Raw genomic sequence first — 25,427 nt, 5'->3', positions numbered from 1 at the left:
TATAAGAGACAGGCGGTGGGTCAGTCGACATAAAGTCCGACTGACCCACCGCATTCGCGAGCAAGCCCGCTCCCACAATGGTTCTGACAGATTTGGGTAAAACCGCTGACCGCCCGCAGAATGACCGAACACTGGAAATCAATGAAGTACGTCAAGTCAAGGTCATCAGCTTCAGTGTTCAGATAAGAGCGCCCGTACTTCACCGGCGCATTGCGCAACAAAATGCTGATCGCAATGTAACGAAAGGCAGAGAAGTCACTCTTGAACATGTACCAGTAGAACAACGCCCGCGCGACCCGCCCGTTCCCATCACGGAAAGGATGCTCATAGCCCAAGGCAAAATGCAGCGCGATGCCTTTGATCAGTGGGTGAAGGTATTCCACGTGCTCAGGATCGTTGTGCGACTGGTTGATCCACTTCGCCAGCAACTGCAATCGTGACATCACCCCCGCTGCAGGAGGGGGAGTATGAACGGTGTTGCCTTCGCCATCCTGCACCACCACGTCATCGTTGCCCCTGAACTCCCCTGGCGAGTATTGCGCATCATCAATGCCTTCGACGCCAACCCGGTGCATGTCCAAAATCAGCGCGACACTCAGGGGTTCATAACGTTTCTCCCAGGCGAAGTTCATCATTTTGAAATTGCCGATCACCATTCGCTCATCCGGCGTGCGCGGCCGGCGCTTGCGCTTGAGCATGTCCTTGGCCACACGCGTGGTCGTCGCTGCACCTTCGAGTTGGCTGCTGCTGATCGCTTCGTCTTCGATCAGATCATTCAACAGATAGCTGAAATGCGCATGCTCGCCGATCTGACTGGTCATGAATTCCAGTGCAGCCGTTGTGGTTTGTCGATCGACGGCGGAAACCGCCTTGTGCGCCAGCGGCGTGAGCATAAAGTTACCCCACCGAACAGGCTCGCCCAGCGGCAAAAGACTTGAGTATTGTACCGTTCTGGCTTTCTTTACCAGCGCCCAACACAGGTTCGAATCCAGCCCCGGCGCCCAGCGATAACGCAATTCATCGAAGGGAAGATAGCGTCCCTGATCATCCAGCGGTTTGAGCAGGGCGAGGTAATCCGAGAGGCGTTCTTTGTGGGGTGACTTCCCCAACAGGTCGAACACCGGATCGGTCCGCCCCTTCAGCTTCGGTGGCTTTTTCATTATTGCTGTCTCAAAACCTCATGAAACTGAGGCTTGAGTACAGCATTCAGGTCCCTCTGACTCAATATCAGAGGTTTCTGAAATACTTGTAGGAGCCGGCTTGCCGGCGATCGCATCACCGCGGTGCATCAGATACACCACGGTGAATGGATCGCCAGCAAGCCGGCTCCTACAGGGTCAGGCGGGTTCTTTCTTGATGCGGAACCACGCCGCATACAGCGCCGGCAAAAACAGCAACGTCAACGCCGTCGCGACAATCAATCCACCCATGATCGCCACCGCCATCGGCCCGAAGAACACGCTTCGTGACAGCGGGATCATCGCCAATACGGCGGCGAGTGCGGTCAGCACGATCGGCCGGAAACGGCGCACTGTGGCTTCGATAATCGCCTGCCACGGTTTGAGCCCGGCGGCGATGTCCTGCTCGATCTGGTCTACCAGAATCACCGAGTTACGCATGATCATCCCGGACAGCGCGATGGTCCCGAGCATGGCCACGAAACCGAACGGCTGGCGGAACACCATCAGGAACAGGGTCACCCCGATCAATCCCAATGGCGCTGTAAGAAACACCATCACCGTGCGTGAGAAGCTTCGTAGTTGCAGCATCAACAACGTCAGCACCACCACGATGAACAGCGGCACACCGGCCTTCACCGAATTCTGCCCACGGGCGGAATCTTCCACGGTGCCGCCGACTTCCAGCAAGTAGCCGTCAGGCAGTTCCGCGCGGATCGGATCGAGCGTCGGCATGATCTGCTGCACCAGCGTCGCCGGTTGTTCCTTGCCATAGATATCGGCGCGGACCGTCACGTTCGGCAAGCGATTGCGGTGCCAGATGATGCCCTCTTCAAAACCGTATTCCAGCGTCGCGATCTGCGACAACGCCACGCTGCGACCGTTGTCGGTCGGCACCGCCAGGCTCGGCAGCAACGACAGTTCAGTGCGCTCATGCAACGTGCCGCGCAGCAGGATTTCGATCAACTCGTTGTCTTCGCGGTACTGACTGACGCTGGAACCGGTCAGCGAGCTTTGCAGAAACTTCGACAGGTTCGCGGTGCTCACGCCGAGCGCACGGGCGCGGTCCTGATCGACGTTCAGATAAACCACTTTGCTCGGTTCTTCCCAGTCCAGGTGGACGTTGGCCACATGGGGATTCTCACGAACCTTGGCCGCCACTTTTCGAGCCAGGGCGCGGACGTCCTCGATGTGTTCGCCGGTGACCCGGAACTGCACCGGATAGCCCACTGGCGGGCCGTTTTCCAGACGCGTCACCCGCGAACGCAGGGCCGGGAATTGCTCGTTGAGGGTTTCGATCAGCCAGGTGCGCAGGGTTTCGCGGTCCTCGATGGTCTTGGCCAGGACGACAAACTGGGCGAAGCTCGCCGCAGGAAGTTGCTGATCCAGCGGTAGGTAAAAGCGCGGCGAACCGGTACCGACGTAGGCCACGTAATTATCGATGCCGGCGTGATCCTTCAGTAAACCTTCAAGGCGTTTAACCTCGTCGGCGGTGTTGCTCAGCGAAGCGCCTTCGGCCAGTTTCAGATCGACCATCAACTCCAGTCGTCCCGAGGCCGGGAAAAACTGCTGCGGTACAAAACGGAACAACACGATGGACGCGATAAACAACACCACTGTCAGCGTGATCACCGTTTTGCGCCAGCGCACGCACCACTCCACCAGGCGTCGGACACGTTCATAAAAAGGCGTGGCGTAGGGATCAGGCTGACCAATGCCGTGTTTCGCTGCGTGAATCTTCGCCAGGTCCGGCAGGAGTTTTTCCCCCAGATACGGCACGAAAACCACGGCGGCAATCCACGACGCCAGCAGCGCGATGGTCACTACCTGGAAGATCGAACGCGTGTACTCGCCAGTGCCCGATTGCGCAGTGGCAATCGGCAGGAAACCGGCGGCCGTGATCAGCGTGCCGGTGAGCATCGGGAACGCGGTGCTGGTCCAGGCGTAACTCGCGGCTTTGATCCGGTCAAAGCCCTGCTCCATTTTGATCGCCATCATTTCCACGGCGATGATCGCGTCGTCCACCAGCAAGCCCAACGCCAGCACCAGCGCGCCAAGGGAAATCTTGTGCAGGCCGATGCCCAGGTAATACATGCAGGCGAAGGTCATCGCCAACACCAGCGGAATCGCCAGCGCCACCACCATGCCGGTGCGTACGCCGAGGGAGAAGAAGCTCACCAACAGGACGATGGCCAGGGCTTCGACCAACACTTGTACAAACTCACCGACACCGGTTTTCACCGCGGCGGGTTGATCGGAAACCTTGCGCAGTTGCATGCCGGCCGGAAGGTTTTTCTGGATCCTGGCGAACTCGATTTCCAGCGCCTTGCCCAGCACCAGAATGTCGCCGCCGTCCTTCATCGCCACGGCCAGACCGATGGCGTCTTCGGCCATGAAGCGCATGCGCGGCGCCGGAGGATCGTTGAAACCACGACGCACGTCCGCGACGTCGGAGATACGGAACGTGCGATCACCGACGCGAATCGGGAAGTTCCTGATCTCTTCGACCGTCTGAAAATTCCCCGAAACCCGTAGCTGCAATCGCTCACTGGTGGTTTCAAAGAAACCGGCCGTGGACATCGCGTTCTGCTCTTCAAGCGCCTGCTGCACCGCCGCCAACGGCAGACCGAGGGTGGCGAGTTTGACGTTGGAAAGTTCGATCCAGACCTTCTCGTCCTGCAACCCGAGCAGGTCGACCTTGCCTACATCCTTGACCCGTTGCAGCTGAATCTGGATGCGGTCGGCGTAGTCCTTGAGCACCGCGTAATCAAAACCGTCGCCGGTCAGCGCGTAGATGTTGCCGAAGGTGGTGCCGAATTCATCGTTGAAGAACGGGCCCTGAATGCCCGGTGGCAAGGTATGACGAATGTCGCCGATCTTCTTGCGGACCTGGTACCAGAGATCCGGAATCTCCACCGAGTGCATGGAGTCACGCGCAACGAACGTCACCTGGGATTCACCCGGTCGAGAGAACGACACGATGCGCTCGTACTCGCCGGTTTCCATCAGCTTCTTTTCAATGCGCTCGCTGACCTGGCGCGACACTTCCTCGGCGGTGGCCCCCGGCCAGTTGGTGCGGATCACCATGGCCTTGAAGGTGAACGGCGGGTCTTCGCTCTGGCCCAGTTTGGTGTAGGAAAGTGCGCCGACGATGGCCAGCAACAGCATCAGGAACAGTACGATCTGGCGGTTACGCAGCGCCCATTCGGAAAGATTGAAACCCATCAGGGATTACTCCTTGCCCGCTAGATTGACCACGCGGTTGGAGCGATCCACCGGGCGCACTTGCTGCCCGTCGTGAAGCACATGCACACCGGCCGCCACCACCCAGTCACTGGCGTTCAGGCCTTCGAGCACCGGCACGGTTTTCTCGCCGAACGGGCCGACCCGGACCGGCGCTTTCTTCAGGGTGTTGTTGGCGCTGAGCACCCAAACGTAAGTGGCACCGTTTTCGGCGGTAACCGCCGAGAGCGGTACCGACAGCGCCACGACGTCGGCAGTCTGGATAAACACCCGGGCGCTCTGGCCGAGCTCGGCCGGAACCTTGCCGGCGTTGAAGGCAATGCGGGCAGCGAAGGTGCGGGATTTCGGGTCGGCGGCAGGCGACAACTCACGGATGCGCCCGGCAAAACGCTGGTCAGGTTGTGTCCAGAGTTCCACAGACACCGGCTGGCCGACCTTGAAACGACCGAAGCTCTGTTCCGGCAGGCTGATCAACACTTCGCGCTCGCCATCGGTGGCGAGGGTAAACACGGTTTGACCGGCGGCGACGACTTGCCCGACTTCCACCGCACGCTTGGCCACCACACCGTCCTGAGGCGCACGCAGCACAGCGTAGCTGGCCTGGTTGGTCGAGACGTTGAATTCGGCCTTGATCTGCTTCAGGCGCGCTTCACCGGATCTGTATAGATTTTCGGAATTGTCGTACTGCGAGCGGCTGACCATCTGACGATCCATCAGAGTCTTGTAGCGATCGCGCTCGGCACGTACGAGATTGAGATTGGCTTCGGCCGCCGCGACCTGAGCGCGGGTGGCCTCCAGTTGCAGGCGGACGTCCTGGGGATCGAGTTCGGCCAGCGGTTGATCGGCCTTGACCCGCTGCCCTTCTTCGACCAGTCGTCGGCTGACTTTGCCGCCAATGCGAAACGCCAGATCCGGCTCGTAGCGAGCACGGACTTCACCGGGATAGCTTTCCATCGCCTGTGTCGAAGGCTCTGGCTGCACCACCATGGCCGGTCGGACGGTGACTTGCGGTGCCTCTTCGTGACCACACGCAGACAATAAAAGCGCCAGACTGACTGGCAATGCGAGGGGCAAGGCATAGCGGAACATGGTGAAGGACCTTTCGCTAATGGTGCTTGGAATAATTATACTGACCAGTATGTTATTAATAGCAAACTCACCAGTCCAGTATTAAAAGCGAATAATGCCGAACAACTTTTCAGCACCCAATGGTCCGGGCCGCCCCAAGGATCTGGCCAAACGCCAGGCAATCCTCGATGCGGCGAAAATCCTGTTCCTGAGCAATGGCTATGCGAGCACCAGCATGGACGCCGTCGCGGCTGAAGCTGGCGTGTCGAAGCTGACCGTCTACAGCCATTTCAACGACAAGGAGACGCTGTTCTCCGCCGCCGTTGTCGCCAAATGCGAAGAGCAATTGCCTACGCTGTTTTTCGAATTGCCTGACGGCATTTCAGTGGAAACGGTGTTGTTGAATATCGCGCGCGGTTTTCATCACCTGATCAACAGCGATGAATCGGTGAACCTGCACCGGCTGATGATGACGCTGGGCAGCCAGGACCCGAAACTCTCGCAGATCTTCTTCGAGGCCGGGCCGGAGCGCATGCTGCATGGCATGGAACGGCTGCTGACCAAGGTTGATCAGAGCGGTGTGTTGAGCATCGACAAGCCACGTAACGCTGCCGAGCATTTCTTTTGCCTGCTAAAGGGCGCGGGGAATTTCCGGTTGTTGTATGGCTGTGGCGAGCCGTTGACCGGGGATGCGGCGGAGGAACATGTGCGGGAAGTGGTGGAGTTGTTTATGCGGGCTTATCGACCAGAGACAGCCTGATAATTATTGGTTGTCTGGTTTGGCCTCTTCGCGGGCAAGCCTCGCTCCTACAGGGGCCGCGGTGCTTTTGTAGGAGCGAGGCTTGCCCGCGAAGGGCGCGACGCGGTCTTAAGGCTTGAGCGCCTTCTTCGGATAAATGTCATACCGACTGGATTTCCCGTCCAGCGCATGGCTCGGCTTCGGCCCGGCAATGCACGGCGCCTTGCGCGGACGCTTCACCACCACCCGGTGGCTGGCCAATGCCAACGCCGCTTCGAGCAACGCCGGCGCATCCGGGTCATCCCCCACCAACGGCCGGAACAGGCGCATTTCCTTCTTCACCAGCGCAGTTTTCTCACGATGGGGAAACATCGGGTCGAGGTAGATGACCTGCGGCGGCTCGCCTTCCCAGTTGCGCATGACTTCGATCGAGTTGCCCTTGAGCAATCGCATGCGCGCCACAATCGACGCCACGTCGAAATCTTCCGCGCCGCGTGCCAGGCCATCCTCAAGCAAGGCGCCAATCAGCGGCTGACGTTCGATCAGGCTCATCTCACAACCCAGGCTCGCCAGCACGAACGCGTCCTTGCCCAGCCCCGCCGTGGCGTCCAGCACCCGCGGGCGCACGCCCTGGGCGATGCCGACCGCCTTGGCGATCATCTGACCGGTGCCACCGCCGAACAACCGGCGATGGGCAGCACCACCCTCGACGAAGTCCACACGCACCGGTCCCGGTGCGTCCGGGCCGAGCTGTTGCAGTTGCAAACCCTGTTCACCCACCTGCAAGGCAAATTCGCCGTCATCGACCTGCAAAGGCAGGCCCAGGCGCTCGGCCCATTGCTCGGCCTGTGGCTGAAAAGCCGTGCCCAGGGCCTCGACATGGATGCGGCAAGCCGCCGGTTGCTCAATCATGGGAAAACACGCTCAAAAAAATTAATGATCGGCAGAAACGGCCGATAACAAAACTAACGAGCATTTTGCCAGAGCTGAGCGTCGACCGAGAGAAATGTCAGACATTCAACGCACATCGATAGGTTACATCTCGCCCCACGGCGATTTTGGCCTGCGAAACTCCCAAGCACTGAGCGGCGTCAGTCACCTGTGGCAGGATTTCTTTGCCCAGGCCCTGGCCGATCAGTCGGGCGATGTCGTGCCGGCGTCTCTCAACTTTCCACCGGTCGATCTCGAAAGCCCGGAAGAACCCACGGTTGGCAGTGAACTGCTGGCGCACATCGTTTCCCAGCGCGAATGCGATGTGAAGGAAACCCAGGTCAAGCCACCCGAGCCGCTGTTCCTGCCGATCGCCGAGTTCGAAATGGACCTGGCCGACAAACCATTCCCACCGTTCCCACCGGAAGAAATCGCTGCCCAGCAAAAGCAGCAGAACTTCGAAAGCGGCTGGGTTCGCCCGATCGTACTGACGGCGGGGCAACCCGTGCCAGAAGCCGGTCCGGCGCCGCAACCACGCCCACTGCACCTGCCGATCGCCGAATTCGAAATGGACCTGCTGGACAAGCCATTCCCGCCGTTCCCGCCGGAAGAGCTGGCGGAACAACAGAAAAACTTCGATTTCGATATCGGCTGGGCTCGCCCGATCGTGCTGCAGAACCTGCGCATCGCCGCCTGACCCTCAGCGACACCCTCTCCTCACGCAGCCGCATCAGCTTGTAGCGGGTGAGCGATCACCCGCAAAAACCGCGTTGTCAGCCTTTGAACAATTGATTGGCCTGTGCGTACGGCATCGACCGCGAGGTAAAGCCGAACGTGCCCGAGGTCTTGATCTCTTCGGCTGCGCGGTAGAATTCGCCAAGCGCTGCCAACGCAAGCGCCGAACCGACGCTGATGCGCTTGACGCCCATTTCGCTCAACTGCTCGACCGTCAGTTTCAACCCGCCGGACATCAACACATTGACCGGTTTCGGCGCCACGGCGCGCACCACCGCCAACACGTCTTCAGCACTGCGCAAACCCGGCGCATAGAGCACGTCGGCGCCCGCTTCGGCAAAGGCCTGCAAGCGGCGAATGGTGTCGTCCAGATCGGGATTGCCATGCAGAAAATTCTCGGCCCGGGCCGTCAACGTGAACGGGAACGGCAAACTGCGGGCGGCGGCGACGGCGGCTTCGATTCGCGCCACTGCATGCTCGAAGCAGTAAATCGGCGCGTCTGCACGTCCCGTGGCGTCTTCGATCGAACCACCGACAGCGCCTGCTGCAGCGGCTCGCAGAATGCTTTGGGCGCATTCGGCGGGATCGTCGGCAAAACCGTTTTCCAGATCGACCGCAACCGGCAGGTCCGTCGCCGCGACAATCGCCCGAACGTTCGCCAGGGTATCGTCCAGCGTCAGCCCGCCATCGGGTCGCCCCTGAGAAAAGGCAAAACCGGCACTGGTGGTCGCCAGCGCCTCGAAGCCCAGGTTGGCGAGCATTTTCGCCGAGCCGGCGTCCCACGGGTTGGGAATGACAAAAGCCCCGGCGCATTCATGCAGTGCTTTGAAGGCTTGGGCTCGAAGGGTTTGCGCATCCATTGGCAGGCTCCTGAAAAAGGCAGGGAATCCGCCTCAGAGCAGGCCAAGTTGCTCGGCGGCGGGCTCTCTGTATAGCTCAGGCAGCGGCGGCAAGCCAGATAAACGCAGCATCAGCTTTGCGTGAAAACGTTGCGCCAGTTTCGCCGCCAGCAGGTTGTCGGCGGTGTGCAGGAAGATATACGGCGTGCGCCCCTCTTCGATCCACAGGGCGATTTTCTCGACCCAGGGCACCAGGAACGGGTCGTTGGCTTCCAGTTGCGGATGGCCAATGAAGCGCACTTGCGGGAATTGCGTGAAGGCCGCCGGACGTGGCGGAACTCTGGGTTTCTTCGATTGGGCGTGGAGCACCGAAGGATCGGTGGACGTGCAGCTGAACAACGCCCGCGGATCGAGGCAGATACGTTCAACACCGCGATCCAGCAGCAGGCGATTGAGCGAACGCTCGGCCTCACCCTTGGCGAAGAAATCGTCATGCCGCACTTCGATGGCCAGCGGCCGGTCCACTGCGTCGATAAAACCCGCCAGCTCGTGCAATCGTTGCGGCGTGAAGCTTTTCGACAACTGTAACCACAGCGGCGACACCCGCTCGCCCAAAGGGCTGAGCAATTGCAGGAAGGTTTCGGTGGCGGTCAATTGTTCGCGCAGGTCACCGCCGTGGCTGATGTCGCCGGGGAATTTGGCGGTGAAGCGAAAGTCTTCGGGCATGATCTCGGCCCAACGCTGCACGATGCTGGCAGCCGGGCTCGCGTAGAAGGTCGTATTGCCTTCCACGGCGTTGAATACTTGAGAATACAGATTAAGAAATTCGGAGGTTTTCGCGTCTTGCGGATAAAGGTAATCGCGCCAGGCGTTTTCACTCCAGGACGGGCAGCCAAGGTAGTAAGGCAGCCGCATCAGATATACAGGTCGAGACCCATCACATCCGAATCCCAATCGACAAAATTGGCGGTGCTGAGGTAGCTGGCCAGGGCCATCGCGACGCTTTTGCTCATGGCGCGGTGGTAAATCATGTCTTGTTGGCGCGCCGGCAGATTGCTCAGGCGCTGCGCGGAGGCTTTGGCAGCGCGGGCGGCCATTTGCTCTTCCGAAGGGAATTCCAGCTCGCCCTCGATATCGACGGAATCGTCCTCAACCACATGCCCTTTGCGAGGCTTGCGCTTGATGGGGTAGGACTGAGAGGAAAGGCCGTCTATGCGCATAATGTCATGCTCGGTATCAGTGATGGCAGTTTAGTGGCGCATAGCCCACTTCGCAAACCGCTTGGTGATAACTAGAACACAGAATTGCGAAAAGGTTTAAAGGCGGGGGGATAAAACGACGATTGGTTACACCCATTAGATCGTCTTCGCGGGCAAGCCTCGCTCCTACAGGATTCACTCAAACCCTTGTAGGAGCGAGGCTTGCCCGCGAATGAGCCAACTCGGTTTCGGGTATCAACGCGCTTTCGGCGTCGCAACCTTGTCCCGCAGATAAACCGGCTGCGCCTCGTCCGCCACAATCGCTTCACCCCGTTCCCAGGCAAATCGCGCCAGGGTCAACAGGTCTTCGGCGTGAGGCAGCATGCCTGCGTCCTGACCGCTCAGGCTGACGGCGATGCGTTCGGCATAGCCCCAACCGGTGCCGGCGCCAAACCAGTCACCGCTGGCATCCGCCGGCAACGCCGCCACTTCCGGCGGCAATACGGCTTCCTTGCCGACCAGACGCATCTCACCCGCCGTTTCGCGGTAGCAGCCCCAGTACACTTCATCCATGCGCGCATCGATGGCGGCCGCGACCTGGCTCACACCGTGTTCGCGATACGCCCGCTGCGCCAGCACCGCGAGGTTCGACACCGGCAGGACCGGGCGATCCAGGGCAAACGCCAGGCCCTGTACCACGCCGATGGCGATACGCACGCCAGTGAATGCGCCCGGCCCACGGCCAAAAGCGATGGCATCGACCGCTTGCAAGGTGGTCCCGGCATCGGCGAGCAATTGCTGGATCATCGGCAACAGCTTCTGCGCATGCAGGCGCGGGATCACCTCGTAATGGCTCGTCACTTTGCCGTCATGCAGCAAGGCAACGGAGCAAGCTTCAGTCGCGGTGTCCAGGGCCAGCAAGGTGCTCATCGATGTTTCCGTAAGAGAGGTCAGAAAAAGTGCGTCAGTATAAACAACTACGGCCCGCAAGCGGGCCGTAGAAGATGAAGCGGTTCAGACTTTTCAGCTCAGCGCTTCAAGCACCTTGCCGGTGATCGCTTCAACCGAACCGACGCCAGCAATGTGGCTGTACTTCGGTTTGCCTTGAGCCGCCGACAGCTTCTGGTAGAAATCCACCAGTGGCTTGGTCTGCGAGTGGTAGACCGACAGGCGATGACGCACGGTTTCTTCAGTGTCGTCCTTGCGCTGCACCAGATCTTCACCGGTGATGTCGTCTTTACCAGCAACTTTTGGCGGGTTGTAGACGGTGTGGTACACGCGGCCGCTGGCCTCGTGAACACGACGACCAGCAATACGCTGAACGATTTCTTCGTCATCGACCGCGATTTCGACCACGTGGTCCAGCTCGACGCCGGCCTTCACCAGGGCTTCAGCCTGAGGAATGGTGCGCGGGAAACCGTCGAACAGGAAACCGTTGGCGCAATCCGCCTGGCTGATGCGTTCCTTGACCAGATTGATGATCAGGTCATCGGAAACCAGGCCACCGCTGTCCATGACGCTCTTGGCGATCAGGCCCAGCTCGGTGCCGGCCTTGACCGCAGCACGCAGCATGTCGCCGGTGGAGATTTGCGGGATGCCGAACTTTTCGGTGATGAACTTAGCCTGAGTACCTTTACCGGCCCCGGGAGCTCCCAGCAGAATGACGCGCATCGATGTGCTCCTCAATTTTTATATAGATAACAAAGGATTCGCCTCGTGGGGCCAATCTCAAAACAGGGTCGTGACCGCCCAAACGGCCAAAGGCTGATCAAGATACACAGCAGATCCTACGCACACAAGCCGTCGAAAGTCGGAGAAACCCGCGCCTTGCGTGACCTTGCGACGGGGTACCCCAAGTCGCAACCCCATCATTAAGTGTCGCCTTGCAGCACTTTCCAACCCCGCGCAAACCGGCACTCGACGCCCGCGTCGAGTGCCCGAACCCACGACGAAAACCTTAGCCGGTATTTCGCAAACCGGCGGCAATCCCCGCCACAGACACCAGCAACGCCTGTTCTACCGGGCTGCCCTGCGCCACTTCCTGCAGGCGCGAACGTGCCAGCAACTCCGCCTGCAATAGATGAAGCGGGTCGAGGTAGGTGTTGCGCAAGCGGATGAATTCGAGGGTAGCTGGGCTATGTGCCAGTAGCTGCGACTGACCGGTCAACCCCAGAACAATCGAACACGCCTGCGACAATAGGTCGCGTAAGTGCGCACCCAAAGGCAGCAGATCCGGCTCGACCAGCCGCTCATCGTAGGAGCGGGCGATATCCGCGTCGGCCTTGGCCAGGACCATCTCCAGCATGTCGATGCGCGTGCGGAAAAACGGCCACTGCTCGCGCATTTGCCCCAGCAGCTCGCCTTCGCCGCGCGCCAGCGCCTTGCTTAACGCGGCTTCCCAGCCGAGCCAGGCCGGCAACATCAAGCGGGTCTGGGTCCAACCGAAGATCCATGGGATCGCCCGCAGGCTTTCGATCCCGCCGGCGCGGCGCTTGGCCGGGCGACTGCCCAGTGGCAGGCGCCCCAACTCCTGCTCCGGGGTGGACTGGCGGAAATACTCGACGAATTGCGGATTTTCCCGCACCACGGCGCGGTAAGCACTGACACCGTCTGCCGCCAATTCGTCCATCAAATGGCGCCAGCCGGGTTGCGGTGGTGGCGGTGGCAACAACGTCGCCTCCAGCACCGCCGCCAGGTACAGGTTGAGATTTTGCTCGGCGATGTCCGGCAGGCCGAATTTGAAACGAATCATTTCCCCCTGCTCGGTGGTGCGGAAACGCCCCGCCACCGACCCCGGCGGCTGCGACAGAATCGCCGCGTGCGCCGGACCGCCACCACGCCCCACGGTGCCACCGCGACCGTGGAACAACAGCAACTCCACTTGCTGCTCGCGACAGATGTCGACCAGACGCTCCTGCGCCCGATATTGCGCCCAGGCCGCCGCCGTGGTGCCGGCGTCCTTGGCCGAGTCGGAATAGCCGATCATCACTTCCTGCGGGCCTTGCAGGCGCGCGCGATAACCCGGCAGCAGCAACAGTTTTTCAATCACCGGGCCGGCGTTATCAAGGTCGGCAAGGGTTTCGAACAGCGGCACCACGCGCATCGGCCGCAATACACCAGACTCTTTGAGCAACAGTTGCACGGCCAGCACGTCGGAAGCGGCGCCGGCCATGGAGATCACGTACGAACCAAGCGAAGCGCCCGGTGCGGCGGCGATTTCCCGGCACGTGGCGAGCACTTCAGCGGTGTCGGCGGAGGGTTTGAAATACGCCGGCAACAACGGCCGACGGTTATTCAACTCGCGCATCAGGAAGGCGATGCGCTCCTCTTCGCTCCAGTCTTCGTAGCGACCGAGGCCGAGGTAATCGGTGATTTCCGTCATCGCCGCCGTGTGACGGGACGAGTCCTGACGCACATCGAGGCGCACCAGGAACAAGCCGAAGGTCACCGCACGACGCAGGCAATCGAGTAGCGGCCCATCAGCGATCACGCCCATGCCGCACTCATGCAGCGACTGGTAGCAGAGTTCCAGCGGGTCGAGCAAATCGCGGTTGTTTTGCAGCACATCGGCGGGGGCCGGCGTGGCGGTTGTCAAGGATGTGTGGGCCCAGCTTCGAGTGGCGCGCAGGCGTTCGCGCAGTTGTTTAAGGACGGCACGATAGGGTTCGGCGCTGTCACCGGCCTTGGCTTTCAGCGCGTCGCTGGCTTGTTGCATCGACAGTTCGGCGGCGAGGTGATCGACATCGCGCACGTACAGATCGGCGGCCATCCAGCGTGCCAGCAGCAACACCTCACGGGTCACGGCAGCCGTGACGTTGGGGTTGCCATCGCGGTCGCCGCCCATCCACGAAGCAAAGCGAATCGGCGCGGCTTCCAGCGGCAAATGCAGGCCGGTGGCGTCATGCAGGGCTTTATCGGCCTTGCGCAAATAGTTCGGGATCGCTTGCCACAGCGAATGCTCGATCACCGCGAAACCCCATTTGGCTTCGTCCACCGGGGTCGGGCGGGTGCGGCGGATTTCTTCGGTGTGCCACGCTTCGGCGATCAGGCGCTGCAATTTCGATTGAATCTGCTCGCGCTCGGCGCTGGTCAGGTCGCGGTGATCCTGAGCGGCAAGTTGCGCGGCGATGGCGTCGTATTTCTGGATCAGCGTGCGGCGCGCGACTTCGGTCGGGTGCGCAGTCAAAACCAGTTCGATTTCCAGGCGCCCCAACTGTCGTGCCAGGGATTCGGCCGCATGACCTTCGGCCAGCAGGCGCGTTAGCAACTCCGGCAAGACACGCGCCTCGAACGGCGCGGGTTGGGATTCTTCTCGGCGATGGATCAGTTGATATTGCTCAGCGATGTTGGCCAGATTGAGAAACTGGTTGAACGCCCGCGCCACCGGCAGCAACTCGTCTTCGCTCAGCTGATTGAGGCTGGCGCTCAGTTCGGCGTCCATCGAACCGCGACGGTCGGCCTTGGCGCCTTTGCGGATCTGCTCGATTTTGTCGAGAAAATCGTCCCCGTACTGTTCACGAATGGTGTTGCCCAACAGCTCACCCAACAGGTGAACATCCTCGCGCAAGCGTGCATCAATATCGGTCATCAGCCGTTCTCCAGCGAAAAATCCGGGGTGCCTTGTGGTTCAAGAGTGCCGCCGTAAAGCGCTTCTTACAAGCACACGACGAAGGGACTTTAAACCCCGGGCACGCAAGCTAGTCTGAAGAGTAAGCCGCACAACGGCTTTCGCCGGCCATGGCCGGACACTTACCCGGCCTGCTACGAACAGGCGTGCCATGAGGTTTTTATGAAAATCCGCGAGCTTGCCCATCATTGGGAAGAAAACGCCAAGGGTCGCCTGACCGACACCGGCTACTCGATTCATCTGGATGTGGAGGCCGCCGCGCGCTTGGCGGCGATCATCGAGATGTACCCCAAGCGGCACCCTGAAGAACTGCTCGGCGAGTTGATCGGCGCGGCGCTCGAAGAGCTGGAAAAGAGCTTCCCGTACGTGAAAGGCTCGACCATCGTGGCCACCGACGAAGAAGGCGATCCGCTGTACGAAGACATCGGCCCGACCCCGCGTTTTCTCGCGCTGTCCCGGCGGCATTTGCACGATTTGTCGTCTGGTGAGGACAAGCAGAAGCACTGATTTCCTGCCTATAGATCCCCTGTAGGAGCGAGCTCGCTCGCGATGGTCGTCAACGAAAACGCGCAATACCTGAATGAGCGCGGCGTATCGGAATCCATCGCCAGCAAGCCGGCTCCTACAGGTGCGCGTCCCCCTTCGAAGCGCCAAAGTTCCCGATTTAGAGCCTTGTCCGTTCGGTCAAAGTTTTTTCGGGCGACAGGCCATCTTCTCTGAACTTTTAAAAAATGCCTCGGGTCGTAACCAGTAACCACGCCTGGGACGGCCGTTTCAAAACGCTTCGAAAATTGATGGTTGCGGCTCCTTGCCCAGGATGGATGTTCAGTTTTTCAGGAGTTATTCCAATGGAGTTGAAGACCATGAAGATCAACACTGCCAAGCCCGCTTCCACCCCCCTGCGCAGCCTGAAACTGGCCGCCCTGGCCATCGGCAGCAGCTTCGTTCTGGCCGGTTGCGCCGGTAACCCGCCGACTGAGCAATACGCCGTGACCCAATCGGCCGTGAACAGCGCCGTCAGCGCGGGCGGCACCGAATTCTCGGCGGTTGAGATGAAGTCCGCCCAGGACAAGCTCAAACAAGCCGAAATCGCGATGCACGACAAAAAGTACGACGAAGCCCGAGTGCTCGCCGAACAGGCCGAGTGGGACGCGCGCGTCGCCGAACGCAAAGCCCAGGCGATTAAAGCCGAACAGGCGGTGAAGGACTCTCGGATAGGGGTTCAGGAACTGCGTCAGGAAAGCCGGCGCACCGTGCAATAAGCGCCGCCACGACGTACTTCTTACTCGACTTAAAAGGACGATACCCACATGCGCAATCAATTGATGATCCCTGCCCTGCTGGCCGCAAGCGTAGCTCTGGCTGCCTGCTCGACGCCGCCTAATGCGAACCTTGAACAGGCCCGCACCAACTACAGCGGCCTGCAAGCCAACCCGCAGGCGAGCAAAGTCGCGGCACTGGAAACCAAGGACGCCAGCGATTATCTGGACAAGGCCGACAAGGCTTATCTGGACAAGCGAGACGCGAACGAGGTCGATCAACTGGCCTATCTGACCAATCAGCGTGTTGAAGTGGCGAAGCAAACCATCGCCCTGCGCACCGCTGAAGCCAATCTGAAGAATGCTGCGGCACAGCGAGCTCAGGCACGTCTGGATGCTCGCGACGCACAGATCAAACAGTTGCAGGACAGCCTGAACGCCAAGCAAACCGATCGCGGTACGCTGGTAACCTTTGGTGATGTGTTGTTCGCAACCGACCGTGCCGACCTGAAGTCCAGCGGCCTGGCGAACATCAACAAACTGGCGCAGTTCCTTCAGGAAAACCCGGACCGCAAGGTGATCGTCGAAGGCTACACCGACAGCACCGGCACGGCGTCGCACAACCAGTCGCTGTCCGAGCGTCGCGCCGGTTCCGTGCGCACGGCACTGGTGAAAATGGGCGTTGATCCTGCCCGCATCGTTGCCCAGGGTTATGGCAAGGAATACCCGGTTGCTGAAAACGGCGACGCTTCGGGTCGTGCCATGAACCGCCGTGTAGAAGTGACCATTTCCAACGACAACCAGCCGGTGATCCCGCGTTCGGCGGTGAGTGCCAACTAAGCTTCATGCCGTAACGCAAAAGCCCCGCCTGATCTGATCAGACGGGGCTTTTTGTTTTCGCGGTTTGGCAGAACACCGCGTCGCGTCCATCGCCAGCAAGCCGGCTCCTACAGGATCAACGCAAACCTGTAGGAGCCGGCTTGCTGGCGATGAAGGCAACGCGGTCTGTGTGATTTAACCGCGTTACAGTTACTGCTCCAGCTTCTGCGGGGTTTCCTGGCCCATGCAGCGCACGGCTTTTTTCTTGTTGTTGACCAATACGCCGGTCAGGCCTTTCTGTTCGGTGTCGAACATCACCAGCACGCCATCGATGCACTGGGCCACTTGTGGAGCCGGTTCCAGGGAGACTTTGTAGTCTTCGCCCGGCACGGTCTTGAGCATGGTGAAGTCGCTGAGCAGCAGCGCATCTTCGGGTTTGGCGAAGTGCAGGTAACCGTAGTACCACAGGGCCCCGACGGTGCCGAGGATGCTGCAGATACCGGTGATGATCAGCGGGATGGCGTTACGTTCTTCACTCATTGCGGACTCTCTGGTGGTTCATCTTCTGAATTCGGGGGTGCCGGGTAGTTGGGGATTTCACCCAAGCGGCGCAGGCCGTTGAAATGCTGCGGGTCATCGAGGTATCGCAGCATGACCTTGCGCCAGACCGGGTCGGCGAACGTCTGCACATGACCACCACGGGTCAGTTGCAGCACTCGCGGCGGCGGCGCAGCTTGATACAGACGGATGCCGTTGGAAAGAGGCACGATCGGATCGTCGATGCTGTGATAGATCAGTTTCGGCACGCCGTTGAGCTGCGCCATCGAGTGGATCGCGCTGTCACCGTCCGGCACCAGCCACGACAACGGCACCTGGAACGCCCACGTCAGCCAGGAATTGCTCAGGGCGAATTGGCCGATGCTGCGATAACTGGCGGGCACGCCATCGAGGACGAAGGCCTTGAGTTGTTTCTGGCGTTCGGGATGCTGAACCAGGTAATGCACGGCCATTGAGCCGCCCAGACTTTGCCCGAGCAGGATCAACGGTTTGCCTTTGACCTCCGGCGCCTGGTCGAGCCATTTGAACGCGGCGTCGATGTCCTGATAGATCGCCGGCAAACTCGGTTCGCCTTCGGACAAACCGTAACCGCGATAATCGATCAGCAGCACTTGATAGCCTTCCTCCGGCAACCACCAGCTGCCACCCAGATGCATCGGCAGATTGCCGCCGTTGCCGTGCAGGTGCAGCACCGTGCCTTTGACTTCGACGCCTTTTTTCGCCGGCAGCCACCAGCCATGCAGCTTGAGGCCATCGGCCGTGGTGAGGGTGACGTCGCGGTATTCGAGCTTGGCTTTTTCCGGGGTGAACAGCTGTCCGGGCTCGGGGTAGAACAGCAAAGAGCTGCACCCGCCGAGGGTTAGAAGCAGGAAGAGGATGCCGAGGATTCTCATCCGTTGAAACCTCGCGAAAATGGAGTTGGAACACACCTTTCCCCTGTGGGAGCGAGCCTGCTCGCGATAGCGGTGTGTCAGGCAACATCAATGTTGAATGTCAGGCCGCTATCGCGAGCAGGCTCGCTCCCACAGGGGGGGATTCATTGCTCACAGGATGTTGGAGTAATCCGCTTCGATCCGGTCCAGGCTCAGGTGGTTCAGGAAGTTGGAGAAGCACATCCACGCCGACAGCGCGTTCATGTCACGGAACTGTTCCGGCAGGTATTTCGGCGGCACCACCAAGCCTTCATCGACCAATTGGCGCAAGGTGCGCATGTCTTCCAGCGTAGTCTTGCCGCAAAACAGCAGCGGCACTTGCTCAAGCTTGCCTTTACGCACGGCCAACTGAATGTAGTTGTAAACCATGATAAAGCCCTTGAGGTAGGACAAGTCTTTGGTAAATGGCAGACCGTTCGGCACCGAACCACGGAAAACCCGACTGGCGTTGCCGTAGCTTTCCGCCATTTCAAAGCCCTGCTCGCGGAAGAACTCGAAGATCTGCAGGAAGTCCGCGCCCTCCTCCACCATATGAATGGCGCGGGTGCGGTTGGTCAGTTTGCGCAGGCGGCTCGGATAAGAGGCGAAGGTGATGATTTCCATCAGGATCGCCAGCCCTTCCTGGGTCACCGTCGACGAGGGCGGCCCCTTGGACAGGAAAGTGCAGATCGGCTGGTTCAGACCGTTGAGCGTAGTGCCGACATGCACCAGCCCTTCGTGGACTTCCAGCGCTCGCACGTCGCGCTCGTTGAACATCGCGTCGGTGCGGATCTTGATGTAGTCGGCGCCGGCCGCCGCATCGGCGACGATGCCGTCGGACTCGAACACCCGGATGGTTTCCTCGGCCTCGCCAAACACTTTGCTCAGCCGGGTTTGCAACAAATGCACGGCGTCCTTGGCGGTGAGGATTTTCGGCTCGTCCTTCAGGTCACCACGACCATCGATGTTGTTCAAATAATCGGAGAGCATCAGGCCGAGGTCGGACAGGGTCGGGTCACCGGCGTGAAACGCATCGGATGCCGCGCCATACAACTCTTGGGAAATCAGGCCGAAATCCTCAGTGCCGCGCGCTTCAAGCATGCGCACCACCATCCGGTATTCCTTGCACATGCGCCGCATGATCTGGCCGACCGGGTTGAACTGGCCAAGCTGACGGGTGATGTCACGCTCGATGTTCTGGAATTCCAGTTTCACTTTGCTGGAGTCGAAGGACAGCGGCCGGTTCAGGTAGTAATCACGGTCCACCGCCGGCATTTCCTTGCCCTTGGCCTTGAGGAAACCCTTGCGGATGCTGTCGTCCCACTTCACCGCATCCAGGACGCGAATCGGCGTCTGCGCCAGCACAATGCGATCGGACAACATGCGTATCGTCTGCTGGTAATCGTCCACCCGAAACTCCTGTAGAAAAACCGTTATGTGCTGGGTTTATTTGGCTTTGGCCAGGCGCTGATAGCGCACGGCTTCGACGAAGACATCGGAATTGGCCGGATCGTCGAGGTAAGCGAAGACTTGGTCCATGCGTGTGTTGATCAACACGCCGTCACCGTCGTCGGTCTGGAAACCTTCGCCGCTGAGGACTTTTTGCCCCAGGGCCTGGTTGATCTGCTCGAGGTCGAGGTTGTAGACCACCAGTTCATGCTTGTCGGTGAGTTCGAAACCGGCAATGGTGAAATGCCCGCCAAACTGCGCCGGGACTTTCGCCGACAGGTACCAGCGGTTGCCATGGCGCGAGACTGTGAAGGGATAGGCTTCGCGTTCCTTGGGTTTGGCCTTGAAGTAGCTGACCGCCTGATAGCGATTATCGCCGATGCGCGTCAGCTCCAGGTTCAGCGGCTCGCCCCAGGCATTGGTGCTGGTCCATTTGCCGAGTAATCCTTTGGGCGCGGGGTCGCTCGTGGGCAATGGCTCCCTGAAGGTCACCAGACAGCCACTGAGCAGCAGGATCGACAAGGCGATCACAACGACGCGCCAGGCTTTCATTCAATACTCCCTATGAACACAGTCCCCGAATGCTCACTGTCCCTGTAGGAGCGTGGCTTGCCCGCGAAGGCGATGTGTCAGTCAACACATCATCTGTTGAATGTTAAATCGCCTTCGCGGGCAAGCCTCGCTCCTACAGGTTCATCGCAGGATCACACCGACGCCAGTACCAGATGCATGTAGCGGGTCAGGATACCGAGCATTTCAGCTTCGGCGTCAGGCTCGGCGTCGTTGAGCAGCCCCTGATATTCCATCCGTCCGATAATCGCCGTCAACACTTTGGCATCCTGGTGTGGCTCACGGGAACCCAAAACCTGGAAAAGCTGACACGTACCCTGCAGGAGAATCTGCTGATGCGAACGCACCAGCTCCGCCAGGCGCGGGTTCAGCAGCGCTTCCTGACGGAACGCCTGTTCGGCCATCAGGTGTTCGCGACGGTTGATCAGTTGCCGGTGAACATAGTCCGCCATCAACCGTGCAATGTCGTCCGCCAGTTGCGAGCGCGACTCGGGGCTGCCGTCGCCGCTGACGACCATCTCGCGCAGCAGCCCTTCATTGTTCACCCACAACTTGGCCATGAACGCCGCGCTGCGTTCCACATATTGGGCAAAGGTATCGGTGAGCAAGTCATCGATGTCCTTGAAATAGTAAGTGGTGGCCGACAGTGGCACACCCGCTTCTGCAGCAACCGCACGGTGACGCACGGCCCGCACGCCATCGCGCACGACAATGCGCATGGCCGCATCGAGAATCTCCTGTCGACGCTGCTCGCTGCCCTGACGGCTGGCCTTGCGGCCCTGGTACTGAACACTTTCAGCGACCGCAGTGGCGATACCCGCTGCACCTTCTTGAGCCATTGCACGGTTCACGACAGGAATTCCTCTCTCATTTCAAAAGTAACCAATTGATACGTTTGTACCAGACAGGCAATAAAAAGCCGCCTGTTATAGGCGGCTTTTTAATTGAAACATTTACGCTTGCGGCCGCATGTGCGGGAACAGGATCACGTCGCGGATCGACGGGGAGTTGGTCAGCAGCATCACCAGACGGTCGATGCCGATGCCTTCACCGGCCGTTGGCGGCATGCCGTATTCCAGCGCACGAACGAAGTCGGCGTCGTAGTGCATGGCTTCGTCGTCGCCGGCGTCCTTGTCGGCCACCTGCGCCATGAAGCGCTCGGCCTGGTCTTCCGCGTCGTTCAACTCGGAGTAGGCGTTGGCGATTTCACGGCCACCGATGAACAATTCGAAACGGTCGGTAACGTTCGGGTTGTCGTCGTTGCGACGAGCCAGCGGCGACACTTCGAACGGGTACTGGGTAATGAAGTGCGGCTGCTCCAGCTTGTGCTCAACCAGCTCTTCGAAAATCATCACCTGCAATTTGCCCAGGCCTTCGAAGCCCAGCACCTTGGCGCCGGCTTTCTTGGCGATGGCGCGGGCCTTGTCGATGTCATTCAGATCATCGGCAGTCAGCTCAGGGTTGTACTTGAGGATCGAATCGAACACCGACAGACGCACGAACGGTTCGCCGAAGTGGAACACCTTGTCGCCGTAAGGCACGTCGGTGCTGCCCAGAACCAGCTGCGCCAGCTCGCGGAACAGTTCCTCGGTCAGGTCCATGTTGTCTTCGTAGTCGGCGTAAGCCTGGTAGAACTCCAACATGGTGAATTCAGGGTTGTGACGAGTCGAAACGCCTTCGTTACGGAAGTTGCGGTTGATCTCGAACACTTTCTCGAAGCCGCCAACCACCAGACGCTTGAGGTACAGTTCAGGCGCGATACGCAGGAACATTTCCATGTCCAGCGCGTTGTGGTGCGTTTCGAACGGCTTGGCCGCTGCACCGCCCGGAATGGTTTGCAGCATCGGCGTTTCCACTTCCAGGAAGTCACGCTGCATCAGGAAGCTGCGGATGTGGGCGATGACTTGCGAACGCACGCGGAAGGTCTGGCGCACGTCTTCGTTGACGATCAGGTCAACGTAACGCTGACGATAGCGCTGTTCGGTGTCGGTCAGGCCGTGGTGCTTGTCCGGCAGCGGGCGCAGGGATTTGGTCAGCAGGCGCACGCTGGTCATTTCAACGTACAGGTCGCCCTTGCCGGAACGGGCCAGGGTGCCTTCGGCGGCAATGATGTCGCCCATGTCCCAGGTTTTCACCGCGGCCAGGGTTTCTTCGGACAGGGTCTTGCGGTTGACGTAGACCTGGATGCGACCGGTCATGTCCTGGATCACCATGAACGAGCCACGGTTGAGCATGATGCGACCGGCAACCTTGACCGGGATTGCAGCCTCTGCGAGCTCTTCCTTGGTCTTGTCCACGTACTGTTTCTGCAAGTCTTCGCAGTAGTTTTCGCGGCGGAAGTCGTTCGGGAAGGCATTGCCCTTGGCGCGCTCGGCAGCAAGCTTTTCCTTGCGCAGGGCGATCAGGGAGTTTTCTTCCTGTTGCAGGGCTTGCGGGTCGAGTTCTAGGTCGCTCATGTCTTTAGATATTCCATCTGGTTCGTTGCCCCCGGCCTGCGGCCGGGGATCGCCAGCGAGCTGGCTCCTACAGGGGATCGGGGGGTGTCAGCCGATCCCGTATTGCATTGCTTACAAGCCCGACTTCAGGCTCGCTTCGAGGTATTCATCGATATCACCGTCGAGTACCTTGTCGCAGTCACTGCGCTCGATGTTAGTGCGCAGATCCTTGATGCGCGAGGCATCGAGTACATAAGAACGGATCTGATGACCCCAGCCGATATCGGACTTGGTGTCTTCCAGCGCCTGGGACGCCGCGTTGCGCTTCTGCATTTCCTGCTCGTACAACTTGGCCCGCAGCATTTTCATGGCGGTGTCCTTGTTGGCGTGCTGGGAACGTTCGTTCTGGCAGCTGACCACGGTGTTGGTCGGTACGTGGGTGATACGTACGGCCGAGTCGGTGGTGTTTACGTGCTGACCACCGGCACCGGAGGAGCGATAGGTGTCGATCCGCAAGTCTGCCGGGTTGATTTCGATTTCCACCTTGTCATCGATCTCTGGCGAGACGAAAACCGCCGAGAACGAAGTGTGACGACGGTTGCCGGAGTCGAACGGGCTCTTGCGCACCAGGCGGTGTACGCCGATCTCGGTACGCAGCCAGCCAAAGGCGTATTCGCCCTTGATGTGCACGGTCGCGCCCTTGATGCCGGCGACTTCACCGGCCGACAGTTCCATGATGGTGGCGTCGAAGCCGCGTTTGTCAGCCCAGCGCAGGTACATGCGCAGCAGAATGTTGGCCCAGTCCTGGGCCTCGGTGCCACCGGAGCCGGCCTGGATGTCCAGGTAGGCGTTGTTCGGGTCCATTTCATGGCTGAACATGCGGCGGAATTCAAGCTTGGCGAGGTTTTCCTCGAGACGGGCCAGCTCGGCGACGACATCGCCCACTGCGCCTTCGTCGTTTTCTTCGACGGCCATGTCCAGCAGGTCGCGGCAATCGGCCAGACCGGTGTTCAGCTCGTCCAGGGTATCGACGATCTGTGCCAGCGCAGAGCGCTCGCGGCCCAGCTCCTGGGCATATTCAGGTTTGTTCCAGACGCTCGGATCTTCAAGCTCGCGATTGACTTCGGTCAGACGCTCGTGCTTTTGATCGTAGTCAAAGATACCCCCGAATAGTTTCGGAGCGCTCGGACAGGTCCTTGATGGTGTTAAGGATCGGGTTGATTTCCATGGCGGGCAGCACTCGTTGGCGAACTTTTGAAAGCCGGCGAGTATAACGGCAAACGGCCGGAAACGGCAGCCCGCTTGGCCGAAAAGGCCCGGTGTGTTTTCGGAGCGGCCGTACACCGATCAACTGTAGGAGCCGGCTTGCTGGCGATGGCGGACTGATAGCCGGCCTGTGTTTTCGGTCGGAGTACATATCCGTTCTTTTGGTGACGGCGGCTATTGGTTTCGCCCTTACGGCGAGTCACTTGGAAGAGCCCCAAGTAACCAAGGGCTCTTGCCCCTTTCGTTCGGTGCCTCGCTATGGCTCGGCATCCCCTCGCTCCGGTCCTGCTCCGTGGGCCCGCCGCCATCGGCCATCCATGGCCGGGGGCGGCTAACCCGGCATCCTTGCCGGGTTGCCCACTGCGCAGAACCTGCGCTCGGCCTCTCGAGGGGGCGCTCAGATCAAAAGCGGAAGGCGAGCTAACGCTCGGCCTGATGAGTGGTGGGAATCAAAAGCGTACGCGATTTCCTGTAGGAGCCGGCTTGCCGGCGAAAAGCGTTTGGGCAACGCGCTCATTCAGACACCCCGCGTTATCGTTGGCGTCCATCGCCGGCAAGGGATGAAGTCCCTGTTACTCGATACCCACCTGATTGCGCCCATTGTTCTTCGCCAGATACAGCCCCTTGTCAGCCGCCGAGATCAATTGACGGCAATCGGCGCCCGGTTGCGGGGTCATGGTCGACAGGCCGATGCTGATGGTCAGGCTTGAGCCTTCGCTCGGTGAAATGTGCGGGATTTTCAGTGCCGCCACGGTCTGGCGCAGCTTTTCCGCGACCAGTCGCGCACCGCCCGGTGATGTATTGGGCAGGACCAGCGCGAATTCTTCGCCGCCATAACGGGCCGGCAGGTCAGAAGGTCGGGCGCTGGCGTCGCGGATGGCCGTGGCGACTTTGCGCAGGGCTTCGTCGCCTTCCAGGTGGCCAAAGTTGTCGTTGTAGGACTTGAAGTAGTCCACATCGATCATCAGCAACGACAATTGGCTCTGGTCGCGCAACGAACGTCGCCATTCCAGTTCCAGGTACTCGTCGAAGTGACGACGGTTCGACAACCCGGTCAGGCCGTCCGAGTTCATCAGGCGTTGCAGCACCAGGTTGGTGTCGAGCAATTGCTGCTGGCTGACCCGCAACGCGCGGTACGCGGCGTCACGCTGCAACAGGGTCATGTAGGAGCGCGAGTGATAGCGGATGCGCGCCACCAGTTCGATGTTGTCCGGCAGTTTGACCAGGTAATCATTGGCCCCGGCCGCGAATGCCGCGCTTTTGATCAGCGGGTCTTCCTTGGTCGACAGCACGATGATCGGAATGTCCTTGGTGGCCGGGTGATTGCGGTATTCGCGCACCAGGCTCAGGCCATCGAGACCGGGCATGACCAGGTCCTGGAGGATCACCGTCGGTTTGATCCGGATCGCCTGCGCAATCGCCTGATGCGGGTCGGCGCAGAAGTGGAAGTCGATGTTTTCTTCATTCGACAACCCGCGGCGCACCGCTTCGCCGATCATGGCCTGATCATCCACCAACAACACCATGGCGGCGTTTTCGTCGGTTTTGAAGCCGTCGAGCTGTAAGTCATTCATGTGCGGTCACCTGAGTACTGCCTGGGCC

Annotated in this window: 23 protein-coding genes; 5 read left to right on the top strand and 18 right to left on the bottom strand. The window is 59.9% G+C overall.

Annotation, left to right across the window (positions count from 1 at the left end; all coding sequences use genetic code 11):
• Positions 1-20: 20 nt before the first annotated feature.
• The 3 genes from KGB24_RS12910 to KGB24_RS12900 form a co-directional block, all read right to left on the bottom strand.
• Positions 21-1,160 (bottom strand): Fic family protein, encoded by a 1,140-nt coding sequence (locus KGB24_RS12910; RefSeq protein WP_223413552.1) that lies wholly within the window; start codon positions 1,158-1,160, stop codon positions 21-23.
• Positions 1,161-1,337: 177 nt separating this feature from the next.
• Positions 1,338-4,403: an efflux RND transporter permease subunit gene (locus KGB24_RS12905; RefSeq protein WP_223413553.1), complete on the bottom strand. Its 3,066-nt coding sequence runs from the start codon at positions 4,401-4,403 to the stop codon at positions 1,338-1,340.
• A gap of 6 nt (positions 4,404-4,409) precedes the next feature.
• Positions 4,410-5,510: an efflux RND transporter periplasmic adaptor subunit gene (locus KGB24_RS12900; protein ID WP_223413555.1), complete on the bottom strand. Its 1,101-nt coding sequence runs from the start codon at positions 5,508-5,510 to the stop codon at positions 4,410-4,412.
• 94 nt (positions 5,511-5,604) lie between these two features.
• Between KGB24_RS12900 and KGB24_RS12895 the strand changes: the two genes are divergently transcribed.
• Positions 5,605-6,249: a TetR/AcrR family transcriptional regulator gene (locus KGB24_RS12895; protein WP_223413556.1), complete on the top strand. Its 645-nt coding sequence runs from the start codon at positions 5,605-5,607 to the stop codon at positions 6,247-6,249.
• A 108-nt stretch (positions 6,250-6,357) separates the two neighbouring features.
• Here KGB24_RS12895 and KGB24_RS12890 read toward each other — a convergent pair whose 3' ends face one another.
• On the bottom strand, positions 6,358-7,140 hold the full coding sequence (locus KGB24_RS12890) for a class I SAM-dependent methyltransferase (RefSeq protein ID WP_008035485.1): 783 nt from the start codon (positions 7,138-7,140) through the stop codon (positions 6,358-6,360).
• A 94-nt stretch (positions 7,141-7,234) separates the two neighbouring features.
• Here KGB24_RS12890 and KGB24_RS12885 point away from each other — a divergent pair, with 94 nt between their 5' ends.
• Entirely contained in the window at positions 7,235-7,855 is a 621-nt protein-coding gene (locus KGB24_RS12885; protein WP_008035487.1) for a hypothetical protein, read from the top strand.
• Positions 7,856-7,931: 76 nt separating this feature from the next.
• Here the strand turns inward: KGB24_RS12885 and KGB24_RS12880 are convergent, their stop codons facing one another.
• From KGB24_RS12880 to ppc, 6 genes are all read right to left on the bottom strand, one after another.
• Positions 7,932-8,753, bottom strand: coding sequence for an oxaloacetate decarboxylase (locus KGB24_RS12880; protein ID WP_223413557.1), 822 nt, complete (start codon positions 8,751-8,753; stop codon positions 7,932-7,934).
• Positions 8,754-8,786: 33 nt separating this feature from the next.
• Positions 8,787-9,647: a DUF72 domain-containing protein gene (locus tag KGB24_RS12875; protein ID WP_223413558.1), complete on the bottom strand. Its 861-nt coding sequence runs from the start codon at positions 9,645-9,647 to the stop codon at positions 8,787-8,789.
• Complete coding sequence (locus tag KGB24_RS12870) at positions 9,647-9,952, bottom strand: hypothetical protein (RefSeq protein ID WP_008035498.1); 306 nt, start codon at positions 9,950-9,952, stop codon at positions 9,647-9,649. Before KGB24_RS12870 ends, KGB24_RS12875 begins: the two co-directional genes overlap by 1 nt.
• Before the next feature lie 234 nt (positions 9,953-10,186).
• Positions 10,187-10,861, bottom strand: a complete 675-nt coding sequence (tsaB, locus tag KGB24_RS12865) for a tRNA (adenosine(37)-N6)-threonylcarbamoyltransferase complex dimerization subunit type 1 TsaB (RefSeq protein ID WP_008024667.1) — start codon at positions 10,859-10,861, stop codon at positions 10,187-10,189.
• A 93-nt stretch (positions 10,862-10,954) separates the two neighbouring features.
• Positions 10,955-11,602, bottom strand: a complete 648-nt coding sequence (gene adk / locus KGB24_RS12860; protein WP_008039344.1) for an adenylate kinase — start codon at positions 11,600-11,602, stop codon at positions 10,955-10,957.
• 286 nt (positions 11,603-11,888) lie between these two features.
• Complete coding sequence (gene ppc, locus KGB24_RS12855; protein ID WP_223413559.1) at positions 11,889-14,519, bottom strand: phosphoenolpyruvate carboxylase; 2,631 nt, start codon at positions 14,517-14,519, stop codon at positions 11,889-11,891.
• A 201-nt stretch (positions 14,520-14,720) separates the two neighbouring features.
• Here ppc and KGB24_RS12850 point away from each other — a divergent pair, with 201 nt between their 5' ends.
• The 3 genes from KGB24_RS12850 (at position 14,721) to KGB24_RS12840 (ending at position 16,657) form a co-directional block, all read left to right on the top strand.
• Complete coding sequence (locus KGB24_RS12850; RefSeq protein WP_008024664.1) at positions 14,721-15,065, top strand: hypothetical protein; 345 nt, start codon at positions 14,721-14,723, stop codon at positions 15,063-15,065.
• Positions 15,066-15,406: 341 nt separating this feature from the next.
• Complete coding sequence (locus tag KGB24_RS12845) at positions 15,407-15,820, top strand: DUF4398 domain-containing protein (protein ID WP_192228481.1); 414 nt, start codon at positions 15,407-15,409, stop codon at positions 15,818-15,820.
• Between the two features lie 48 nt (positions 15,821-15,868).
• Entirely contained in the window at positions 15,869-16,657 is a 789-nt protein-coding gene (locus KGB24_RS12840; protein WP_008039336.1) for an OmpA family protein, read from the top strand.
• 189 nt (positions 16,658-16,846) lie between these two features.
• Here the strand turns inward: KGB24_RS12840 and KGB24_RS12835 are convergent, their stop codons facing one another.
• From KGB24_RS12835 to KGB24_RS12800, 8 genes are all read right to left on the bottom strand, one after another.
• A complete protein-coding gene (locus KGB24_RS12835; protein ID WP_008039335.1) occupies positions 16,847-17,176 on the bottom strand; it encodes a hypothetical protein in 330 nt (109 codons plus the stop codon).
• Positions 17,173-18,087 (bottom strand): alpha/beta hydrolase, encoded by a 915-nt coding sequence (locus tag KGB24_RS12830; RefSeq protein WP_223413560.1) that lies wholly within the window; start codon positions 18,085-18,087, stop codon positions 17,173-17,175. The genes KGB24_RS12835 and KGB24_RS12830 overlap by 4 nt, the downstream gene beginning before the upstream one ends.
• 150 nt (positions 18,088-18,237) lie before the next feature.
• Positions 18,238-19,488: a flavohemoglobin expression-modulating QEGLA motif protein gene (locus tag KGB24_RS12825; protein ID WP_177318173.1), complete on the bottom strand. Its 1,251-nt coding sequence runs from the start codon at positions 19,486-19,488 to the stop codon at positions 18,238-18,240.
• Positions 19,489-19,551: 63 nt separating this feature from the next.
• Complete coding sequence (locus KGB24_RS12820) at positions 19,552-20,106, bottom strand: hypothetical protein (protein ID WP_008034193.1); 555 nt, start codon at positions 20,104-20,106, stop codon at positions 19,552-19,554.
• Between the two features lie 152 nt (positions 20,107-20,258).
• Positions 20,259-20,975, bottom strand: coding sequence for a TetR/AcrR family transcriptional regulator (locus tag KGB24_RS12815; protein ID WP_223416511.1), 717 nt, complete (start codon positions 20,973-20,975; stop codon positions 20,259-20,261).
• Between the two features lie 102 nt (positions 20,976-21,077).
• Positions 21,078-22,580, bottom strand: a complete 1,503-nt coding sequence (gene lysS, locus KGB24_RS12810; RefSeq protein WP_008034198.1) for a lysine--tRNA ligase — start codon at positions 22,578-22,580, stop codon at positions 21,078-21,080.
• Between the two features lie 111 nt (positions 22,581-22,691).
• Positions 22,692-23,787, bottom strand: a protein-coding gene (gene prfB / locus KGB24_RS12805) for a peptide chain release factor 2 (RefSeq protein ID WP_157214382.1) whose coding sequence is annotated in 2 segments (ribosomal slippage) — positions 22,692-23,714 and positions 23,716-23,787 — 1,095 coding nt in all. Because the reading frame shifts where the segments join, the coding sequence is not laid out codon by codon here.
• A gap of 610 nt (positions 23,788-24,397) precedes the next feature.
• Positions 24,398-25,399, bottom strand: coding sequence for a PleD family two-component system response regulator (locus tag KGB24_RS12800; protein ID WP_008043779.1), 1,002 nt, complete (start codon positions 25,397-25,399; stop codon positions 24,398-24,400).
• Positions 25,400-25,427 lie beyond the last annotated feature (28 nt).

It is taken from the genome of Pseudomonas sp. BF-RE-25 (assembly GCF_019956105.1).
GTDB classification, from domain to species: Bacteria; Pseudomonadota; Gammaproteobacteria; order Pseudomonadales; family Pseudomonadaceae; genus Aquipseudomonas; species Aquipseudomonas migulae.
Note: the sequence above shows the minus strand (reverse complement) of the source record. Positions and strands in the feature narration are given on the sequence as shown.